This is a genomic window from Actinophytocola sp. (genome assembly GCF_009379765.1).
Taxonomy (GTDB): Bacteria; Actinomycetota; Actinomycetes; order Mycobacteriales; family Pseudonocardiaceae; genus Actinophytocola.
Genome location: NZ_WHTD01000240.1, coordinates 1 through 9,404 on the forward strand (window position 1 = coordinate 1; position 9,404 = coordinate 9,404).

The 9,404-nt window shown below is 72.9% G+C and carries 8 protein-coding genes; 3 read left to right on the plus strand and 5 right to left on the minus strand.

Annotated features, from left to right (window positions below; translation table 11 throughout):
* Both mfd and GEV28_RS40340 read right to left on the minus strand, forming a co-directional pair.
* Positions 1-2,768 (minus strand): transcription-repair coupling factor (mfd, locus tag GEV28_RS40335; protein ID WP_291419347.1); only part of this gene is annotated, 2,768 nt, incomplete at its 3' end.
* Between the two features lie 79 nt (positions 2,769-2,847).
* Complete coding sequence (locus GEV28_RS40340) at positions 2,848-3,405, minus strand: hypothetical protein (RefSeq protein ID WP_291419349.1); 558 nt, start codon at positions 3,403-3,405, stop codon at positions 2,848-2,850.
* Here GEV28_RS40340 and GEV28_RS40345 point away from each other — a divergent pair.
* Complete coding sequence (locus tag GEV28_RS40345) at positions 3,393-4,010, plus strand: helix-turn-helix transcriptional regulator (protein WP_291419351.1); 618 nt, start codon at positions 3,393-3,395, stop codon at positions 4,008-4,010. The genes GEV28_RS40340 and GEV28_RS40345 overlap by 13 nt on opposite strands.
* Before the next feature lie 158 nt (positions 4,011-4,168).
* Here the strand turns inward: GEV28_RS40345 and GEV28_RS40350 are convergent, their stop codons facing one another.
* Together GEV28_RS40350 and GEV28_RS40355 are read right to left on the minus strand one after the other, a co-directional pair.
* Positions 4,169-4,930, minus strand: a complete 762-nt coding sequence (locus GEV28_RS40350) for an enoyl-CoA hydratase-related protein (protein ID WP_291419353.1) — start codon at positions 4,928-4,930, stop codon at positions 4,169-4,171.
* Positions 4,931-5,123: 193 nt separating this feature from the next.
* On the minus strand, positions 5,124-6,023 hold the full coding sequence (locus GEV28_RS40355) for a LysR family transcriptional regulator (protein WP_291419355.1): 900 nt from the start codon (positions 6,021-6,023) through the stop codon (positions 5,124-5,126).
* Positions 6,024-6,233: 210 nt separating this feature from the next.
* On the opposite strand from GEV28_RS40355, the gene GEV28_RS40360 reads away from it, so the two are divergent.
* On the plus strand, positions 6,234-6,410 hold the full coding sequence (locus GEV28_RS40360; protein WP_291419357.1) for a hypothetical protein: 177 nt from the start codon (positions 6,234-6,236) through the stop codon (positions 6,408-6,410).
* Positions 6,411-6,447: 37 nt separating this feature from the next.
* On the opposite strand, the gene GEV28_RS40365 is transcribed toward GEV28_RS40360, so the two are convergent.
* On the minus strand, positions 6,448-7,971 hold the full coding sequence (locus tag GEV28_RS40365; RefSeq protein ID WP_291419359.1) for a hypothetical protein: 1,524 nt from the start codon (positions 7,969-7,971) through the stop codon (positions 6,448-6,450).
* A gap of 60 nt (positions 7,972-8,031) precedes the next feature.
* Here GEV28_RS40365 and GEV28_RS40370 point away from each other — a divergent pair, with 60 nt between their 5' ends.
* A complete protein-coding gene (locus GEV28_RS40370; RefSeq protein WP_291419360.1) occupies positions 8,032-9,267 on the plus strand; it encodes a PQQ-dependent sugar dehydrogenase in 1,236 nt (411 codons plus the stop codon).
* The last annotated feature ends 137 nt before the right edge of the window (positions 9,268-9,404 follow it).

A 9,404-nucleotide genomic window follows, 5' to 3' on the forward strand; every position in this document is an offset into this window, starting at 1 on the left:
AGCGTGTTGGCGTTGGCGATGTCCAGCCCGGTCTCGATGATCGTCGTGCACACCAGCACGTCGTACTCGCGCACCCAGAAGCCTTCGATGATCTTCTCCAGGCGATCCTCGTTCATCTGGCCGTGCGCCGTGACGATCCGCGCCTCGGGCACCATCTCACGCAGCCGCCGGGCGGCCTTCTCGATCGAGGAGACCCGGTTGTGCACGTAGAACACCTGGCCGTCGCGCAGCAGCTCGCGCCGGATGGCGGCGCCGACCTGCTTGTCGTCGTAGCCGCCGACGTAGGTGAGGATCGGGTGCCGGTCCTCGGGCGGGGTGAGGATGGTGGACATCTCGCGGATGCCGGCGAGCGACATCTCCAACGTGCGCGGGATCGGCGTCGCCGACATCGTGAGCACGTCGACGTGCGTGCGCAGCGCCTTGATGTGCTCCTTGTGCTCGACGCCGAACCGCTGCTCCTCGTCGACGACCACGAGGCCGAGGTCCTTGTAGCGGATGCCGGTCTGGAGCAGCCGGTGCGTGCCGATGACGACGTCGACCTCGCCGGCGGCCAGGCCCTCGATCACCGCCTCGGCGTCCGGGCCGTGGGTGAACCGGGACAGGCCCTTGACGTTGACCGGGAACGACTGCATGCGCTCGGTGAACGTGTTGAGGTGCTGCTGGGCGAGCAGCGTCGTCGGCACGAGGACGGCGACCTGCTTGCCGTCCTGGACGGCCTTGAACGCCGCGCGCACGGCGATCTCGGTCTTGCCGTAGCCGACGTCGCCGCAGATCACCCGGTCCATCGGCATGCCGCGCCGCATGTCGGCCTTGACCTCGTCGATGGCGGCCATCTGGTCGGGCGTCTCGGTGAACGGGAACGCGTCCTCGAGCTCGCGCTGCCACGGGGTGTCCGCGCCGAACGCGTGGCCGGGCGCGGCCTGCCGGGCGGCGTAGAGCTGGACCAGCTCCGCGGCGATCTGCTTGACCGCCTTCTTGGCCTTGGCCTTGGTGTTCTTCCAGTCCGACCCGCCGAGCTTGTTGAGCGTCGGCAGCTCGCCGCCGACGTAACGGGAGATCTGGTCGAGCTGGTCGGTCGGCACGAACAGCCGGTCGCCGGGCTGGCCGCGCTTGGACGAGCCGTACTCCAGCAGCAGGTACTCGCGGGTGGCGCCGGAGACGGTGCGCTGCACCATCTCCACGTAGCGGCCGATGCCGTGCTGCTCGTGCACCACGTGGTCGCCCGGGCGCAGCGCGAGCGGGTCGACCGCGTTGCGCCGCCGGGACGGCATCTTCGTGGAGAGGTCGCGGGTGGAGGTGCCGTGCCGGCCGCCGGTGAGGTCGGTCTCGGTGAGCACGACCAGCGCGCGGTCGGGGACGCCGAAGCCCTCCTCGATGGCGCCCTGGACCACGGTGACCAGGCCGGCGGGCGGCGGCTCGGTGAGCCCGTCCTCGGCGAAGGTGGCCGCGACCTCGGCGTCGGCGAGCTGCTCGACCGCGCGCCGGGCGGTGCCCGCACCGGGCACGACGAGCACGGCCGCGCCGCCGGTGGCGATGTGCGCGCGCAGGTCGGTGAAGGCGCGGGTGACGTCGCCGCGGTAGCCCTCGACATGCCGGATGTCGAGCCGCACCACGGACTCGTCCGGCGTGGTGAGCTGGGACAGGGTCCACCACGGGTGGCCTGTGTCGCGGGCGTGGCTCGCGACGTCGGCGAGGTCGCGGTAGGCGGACCTGCCGAGGTCGAGCGGGCGCTGTGCGGACGGCTCGACCCTGCCAGCAGATCTCGCGCCGCCGCCGGCCGCGACCATCCACGCGGCCTCGAGGAACTCCTGGCCGGTGCGGACGAGGTCGTGGGCGCGGGTGCGGACCTTCTCCGGGTCGATGACGAGCACGTGGGCGCCGTCGGGGAGGACGTCGGTGAGCAGGTCCAGCTCGCCCTCGCACAGGACGGGGATGAGGGCCTCCATGCCCTCGGTGGGGATGCCGTCGGCGAGCTTGGCGAGCATCTCGGCGAGGTGCGCGTCGGCGGTCCCGTCGGCGCCGTGCCGCTCGGCCAGCTCCATGGCCTTGTGCCGGATGTCCTCGGTGAGCAGCAGCTCGCGGCACGGCGGCGCGGTGAGCTCGGCGACCTCGGCGGACTCGCCGACGAGCGAGCGCTGGTCCGCGACGGCGAACTGGCGGATCTCGCTGACCTCGTCGCCCCAGAACTCGACCCGGACCGGGTGCTCGGCGGTGGGTACGAAGACGTCGAGGATGCCGCCGCGGACGGCGAACTCGCCGCGCTTCTCGACCATGTCGACGCGGGTGTAGGCGAGGTCGACGAGCCGCTCGATGAGCGCGTCGAAGTCGTGCTCGGTGCCCACCGTCAGGTGGATCGGCTCAAGCTCGCCGAGGCCGGGGGCCATGGGCTGGATGAGGCTGCGGACCGTGGCGACGACGACCTCGAGCTCGTCGCCGTTGGCCAGTGCGCGAAGGATCTCCAGCCGGCGCGCGACCGTGTCGGCACGGGGTGAGAGGCGCTCGTGCGGCAGCGTCTCCCAGGACGGGAAGTTGGCCACGCGGTCGGTGCCGAGCAGATCGCCGAGCGCGGCGGTGAGGTCGTCGGCCTCGTGCCCGGTGGCGGTGACGGCGAGGACCGGGTGTTTGCGTGCCAGCGTGGCGGCGACCAGCGGTCGGGCCGCGGTGGGTCCCTCGAGCTCGAGGGCGGGCCGCCCGGCGGCGTCGAGGACGGTGGTGAGAGCGGGATCGGGCAGGACGGCTTGCAACAGACCGGAAAGCGGGCCGGACATCGACACGGTGTGAGTACCCCTCAACGCGAACACACCCCTGCCCGGGACGAGCCCGCGGGAGGGGTTCTCACCTACCAGCCTACGTCCCCCCACCGCCAGAATCTCCGTCCGCCGCGAGACCGTCCACGACCAGCCGGGCGAGCCCCGGAACCGCTCGCGCACCGCCCGCTCGACGGCCGCCGCCAGGTCCGCACCACCCTGGTCGGGCAACGGCTATGTGGGCGCCTTCGTCCTCGACCCGAAGACCCGTCACTACCTCGGTGGGCCGGACGCGGGCGCGCTGCTCGGCACCGCGATCGTGGACGAGGTCGGCCGGCGGGTCGATCGACCGGGAGGCCGGCCGTTGGGCGGGCCTGGAGCAGCGGGCCCGCGCGCTGGTCCGGGAGCCGAACGACTTCGACGCGGCCGGGTTGGACACCCGGTTCCTGCTGGGGTCGGTGCTGGCCGTGCGGAGCGACGCCGAGGAGGCGCGCGCCTGCCTGACCGAGGTGGTCACGGCGGCGGCCGACGTCGGTGCGGTGCGCCCGCTGGTGCCGGCGCTGGCGGCGCTGTCCCGGCTGCTGCTGGCACTCGGCGAGCCGCGGGCCGCGGCGCGGGAGGCCACCCGCTGCCTGGCCGCGGTGCGTGCGAAGGGCAACTGGGTGTGGGGCGCGGAGGCCACCCTGTGCCTGGTGGACGCGCTGGACGAGCTGGCCGGGAAGGGCGGGGCCCGCGCGGGCCGCGGCGGCGGTCGAGGAGCTCGCCGCCGGCCTCGGGGACGCCGACGCACCGAAGGCCCAGGCGCTGCGCCGGCAGGGTCAGGCGGTGCTGGCCAGGGACGAGGCCGTGCTGGCCGAGGTGTGCGCGGAGCTAGGCCGGCTCGGGTTCCGCTACGACGAGGCGACGGCGCTGGCCCGGCTGGGTGGCTGGCGGGCGTCGGCCGAGCTGCTGGAACAGGCGCTGCGGGCCTTCGACGAGCTGGGCGCGGCGCGGGACGTGGCCCGGGTGTGCCGGGTGTTCCGCGGTCTCGGGCTGCCGCTGCCCTACCCGTGGCGGGGCGGGCGCCGGTCCTACGGGTCGCAGCTGTCGCCCAGGGAGCACGAGGTGGCCGCGCTCGCGGCGGCCGGCAAGTCCAACCGGGAGATCGCGACCCGGCTGTTCCTGTCGCAGCGAACCGTGGAGAGCCACGTCGCGCGGGTGCTCCGCAAGCTCGGCGGCCGCTCCCGCCGCGACCTCGAGGACCTGCTCGGGCCGCGCCCCTAGTGTCGCGTGATCCTGTTCCTTTGCGTCCGCTGTGGATCCACGTGGTTCCTGGCAAGGCGGAGGAAAGCCGCTCGTACTGGATGTACTTGGGCCTTCCGACAACGCGGCCAGGGGCCGCGTGGGCCGCAGCGACGTAAAGGTTTCAGGGTCACGCGACACTAGAACCGGGGCGGGCGCTTCTCCATGAAGGCCCGCACCCCTTCGGCGTAGTCGCCGCTGGTCACCGAGGCCTCGTAGAGCGCGTTGACCGACTCGTCCTCGTCGAGGTGGCCGTCGGTGATCCGGCCGATGATCGTCTTCGCGCCGCGGACCGACACCTGGGCCCGGCGCGCCGTCGTCGTCGCGAGCTCGGTCGCGCGGGCGCCGACGCCCTCGGCCGGATGCAGCTCGTTGACGAGCCCGATGCGCAGGGCCGTCGCCGCGTCGATGATCTCGCCGGTGAACAGGATCTGCCGCGCCCAGGCCGGGCCGACGGCGTCGACGAGCCGCTTGGTCGAGGTGGCGTTGTAGACGATGCCGAGCTTGGCCGGGGTGATGCCGAACCGCGCGTCGTCGGCGGCGACCCGCAGGTCGCAGGCGAGCGCGATCTCGCAGCCGCCGCCCACGCACACGCCGGTGACCGCGGCGATGGTCGGCTTGCTCAGCGTGGCGATGGACCGCTCGCCCGCGTGCACGGCCGCGCCGTAGCGGCGGGCGCCGCCGGGGTCGGCACGCAGCGTGGTGAACTCGCTGATGTCGGCGCCCGCGGAGAAGTGGTCGGTGCCGCGGATGACCAGCGCGCGGAGGTCGTCGTCGGCGTCGACCTTGCCGAGCAGGGCCGGGAGTGCGGACCACATGTCGAAGCTCATCGCGTTGCGCTTGGCCGGGCGGTCGATGGTCAGCGTCGCCACCGGGCCGTCGGTTTTCAGCGTGACCGTCATTCGTTCGGTCGCTTCATCGCCGTCTTCCTGTGTTGGATGGTTCGCTCCGCTCCTCCGCTACTCGCTGCCCCGCCGTCCAATGACTCGCTCCGTGCGATGCTCGGCGCTGACGCGCCCGCGCTTCCTGTGTTCGATGGTTCGCTTCGTCACTCCCGCGCACGCGTCCAGACGGCGAACGCTCCGTCACTCCCGCTCACGCTGCCACGGTAGCCAGCTCGGCGAGCGCCGCGGCCACCGCGGGGTGGTCTCGGCCGCCGGCCCGGGTGCAGGTCAGCAGCTTGCGGCTGGGCGTGTGCCGGCCGGCCAGCGGCCGCCGGGTGATCGGCAGGTGGCTGGGCAGGTAGGCCAGCCGCGGCACCAGCGCGACCCCGAGGCCGTGCGCGATCAGGTGCGCGATCGCGCTCCACTCCAGCGCGTTGTGCGCCACCTTCGGGGTGAAGCCGGCCGCGCCGCACGCGGCGAGCGTGTGCTGGCGGCAGGTGCACTCGACCGACGGCAGCACCCAGTCCTCGTCGGCCGCCTCGGCGAGCACGACCGCCTGCTCGGCGGCCAGCCGGTGGCCGAGCGGCACCACGAGGTCGAAGACGTCGTCCACGAGCGGCCGCGTGTCGAACCGCGCGTCGCCTGCCGGCGGGTTGTCCGGCGTGGCCTCGAGGACCGCCAGGTCGACGGCGCCGTCGAAGAGCAGGTCGAACCCATGCTGCTGCTCGACCTCCTGGATCCGCAGCGACAGCCGGGGGTGCCGGTCGCGCAGCGGCCCGGCGATGGGCGCGAGCAGCATCGCCACCGCGGTGGGGATCCCGCAGAGCCGCAGCAGCCCAGCGGGCTCGTCCCGGGAGGTGCGCAGGTCGATCTCGGCCTGCTCCCAGCGGGCCTCGATGGCGTCGGCGTGCGCGAGGAGCTTCTGCCCGGCGGGTGTGAGCCGGACCTTGCGCCCGTGCGGCTCGAGGAGGGTGATGTCGAGCTCGCGGCCGAGCTGGCGGATCTGCTGGGAGGCGGCCGAGGTGGTGAAGTGCATGGCCTGCGCGGCGGCGGTGATGGTGCCGTAGTGCGCGACCGCACGCAGCACCCGAAGGCGGCGCAGGTCAATCATGAAGCTGATGCTTCACGGTACTGTCCGGAAAGTCAACGTGGACATAAAAGGTCGCTGGCCCGAGGCTGGAGCCATGAACCCGCACGAACCACGTGCCTGCCAACCGCGCCCAAGGGGAACGGGACGCAACCCAGCCACCAGTACGCACCGAACCGCACGGCACCAACGCACGGTGACCACAACTTTTGATTCCGGGGAGGCGGTCCAGCCATGACCTACTGCCCGCACTGTGGATGGCCGGACGCGGAGCCGTTCCAGATCGTGTCCCGCCAGCACACCACCGAAGGCCAGACCGTGTGGAGCCGCTGCACCTGCGGCTCGCTCCAGGTCCGCGTGCTGGACGGGGCGTGCTCCCGGGTCGTGGCCCGAAGCCGCCCGGCCGCCTGAGCCCGCCGCGGGCCCAGGCGGCTGAAGCGCCGTCGGGTCAGGACAGGGCGCCGCGGAGTGCTTCCAGGTCGTCGTCGATGGTGGGCCGGTGGGCCTTCAGCTGGTCGTGGCAGTCCTTCAGGGTCGTCACCCGGCTCTCCAGCTCCTTCGCCAGCTGCGCGTGCGCCGCCGTCGCCCGCTCCGCCGCCGTGGCCCGTTCCCGGACGTCGGTCCGCCACTGGACCGCCGCCACGCCCAGCGCGGCCAGCGTCACGAACACCCAGCCCCAGCCGGCCACCACGGCCAACACCAGGAACACCACCGCCACGCCGAGCCCGGCGTACGCGATCCCCCGCCGCTGGCCGGACACCTTCGCCGACGAGTCGATCCGGGACCGCGCCGTCGACAGCGACGCCTGTTCCGGACCGGCCGGCGTGATCGTCACCAGGCCCTGCCGCGTCCGCGCCTGCACCCGGTCCGGCGCCTCGCCCCGGGCCGCCGCGGCCAGCCGGTCGGCCGCCGCCAGCACCAGCGAGCCGCTGATCCGCACCGCCACCGCGCGCCGGCCGGGGTGGGCGGTGTCGGCGGCGTCCTCGCGCAGCAACGCGAACGTCTCGCCGACCGAGCCGTCCCACCCGGGCGGCTCGCTGCCGATCCCCTCGATCACCGCGCGCAGCTCGCGCTCCCGGGCCAGCAGCGGCAGCTCCACCGGGCTGCCCTCGTCGACCAGCAGCTCGACCGCGCGCCGCACCTCCGGGTCGATCTCCCGCGCCGGCTCGTTCGGATACGCGGCGAGTGCCTCCTCGACCCACGCCCGCAGCGCCGACAACCCGGACGCCGCGGACAGCGCGCTCGCCAGGTCCGCGACGCCTTCCAGCTCGCGCGGCAGCGACACCGACTCCGCCTTCGCGGTGCCGAGGGTGCGCACCGCGTCGACGGCTGCCGCGCGCTCCTCATCGGACAGTGCGCGGACGAACTCGACCCCGCGGCCGCGCACGAGCTCCCAGCCGGCCTCGCCGAAGAAGCCGTCGGCCGCGAGCGTCCACACGGCACGCTGATAGCGCGGCAACGTCGCCGCCGGCACCGCCAGCGCGTCGGCGAGCATCGCGGCGGTCACCGTCTCCCGACCGCCGAGCAGACCCGTACCGAGCACGTGGAACACCGTGGCACGCCGGGCATCCCGGGCTCGGGCGAGCGCCATCGAGTCCGTGTCGGCCACCCCGTCGGCCGCCACCCGCAACGCGCCCAGCGCGGGCGCGAGCCAGTACGCGTCCACATCGGACACCTCGCCGTCCGGCCCCGCGCCGGCGAGCAGCTGCCTGGCCTGGTGGCGCACCCGGCCCTGCGCGTCGAAGAGCCCGAGCGTCACCCGCAGGTCGCTGATCTCCACGAACGCGTCGAACGCGGCGGATAGCCGGTTCAGCCGCTGCTCGAGCGACCCGCTGACCTTGGACAGCTCGGCATGCAGGCGCCGCTGCGACGACCGCGCCGAGGCGAGCGACGAGCTCACCGACGACAGGTCCTCCTCCAGCCCCCGCAGCCGCTTGTTCTGGCGATAGTCGGTGTACCAGTTGTCACTCACCCGAAACTCCCCTCGGCGGTCCTCACACCAGTGCGACGTGTTGAGCGGCATTCTGGACCCATGGCAAAACGGGCGAGTTACCTCGTCGTCGCGCTGACCGTCGTTGGCGGCCTGGCCGCGCTCACCGCCTGCACCGACGCCCCCGCGGACCGCGAGGTCGGCGAGGTGCCCTCGCAGACCGAGCCGTCCCGCACGCCGACCCCGCCGAGCAGCACGGAGACGCCGAAGCTGCGCGTCGAACAGGTCGCCGGCGGCCTCGAGCACGGCTGGGACATCGGTTTCCTGCCCGACGGCCAGGTGCTGGTCACCCAGCGGCCCGCCCGGATCGCGCTGCTGTCCGGCACGTCGCCCGGCGCCACGACGACACAGGTGAAGGCCGAGCTCTCGGACGTGTTCGTGGCCGGCGAGGGCGGGCTGATGGGCATGGTCGTGCACCCGGACTTCGAGCGGACGCGGCGGTTCACCACCTGCCAGACGCACACCGAGAACGGCGACCCGAGCGACATCCGCCTGGTCACCTGGCGCCTCGCCGAGGACGGCAAGATCGCCACCCGGGAGAAGGACCTGCTCACCGGCCTGCCGCTGAGCAGCGGGCGGCACTCCGGGTGCCGGCCGACGATCGGTCCGGACGGGATGCTGTGGGTCGGCACCGGGGACACCGCGCAGAGTGCCATCTCGCAGGACCGCACCAGCCTGGGCGGCAAGGTGCTGCGGCTGGACCTGAACACCGACGAGCCGGCGCCGGACAACCCGTTCATCGGCTCGTCGAACGAGCACGAGCGGTACGTGTACTCCTACGGCCACCGCAACATCCAGGGCGTCGCGGTGCGGCCGGACTCGGACCAGGTGTTCACCGCCGAGCACGGGCCGGACCGCAACGACGAGGTCAACCTGATCCAGGCCGGCAAGAACTACGGGTGGGACCCGTCGCAGGGCGGGACGGTCGGCGGCTACGACGAGGACGTGCCGATGACCGACCTGCAGCGCTTCCCGGACGCGGTGCCGGCGAAGTGGCAGTCGGGCGACACGACGGAGGCGGTCTGCGCGGCGACGTTCCTGTCGGGTGACCAGTGGGGCGCCATGAACGGCGCGCTGGTGGTGACCGCGCTCAAGGGCGCGAAGGTGCTGGTGCTGACGCTGACCCCGGAGGGAGACGTGGCGTCGGTGGCGATCCCGACGGAGTTCGACAACCGCTTCGGCCGCCTACGCGCCGCACGCTCGGGTCCGGACGGCGCCCTGTACATCACGACGACCAACGGCTCCGACGACAAGCTCCTCCGCGTCACCCCGAACTAAGGGCTCGTAGTAAAATAACTTGGGTTTTGGTCTCGGGGTGTTTATGGTCTGTGCTATGAGCCTGGTCATGGATTCTCTCGAACGCCGCTATGACGCGGTCAAGCCGCATCTGACTGAGCGGCAACGTCGGGTCTGGC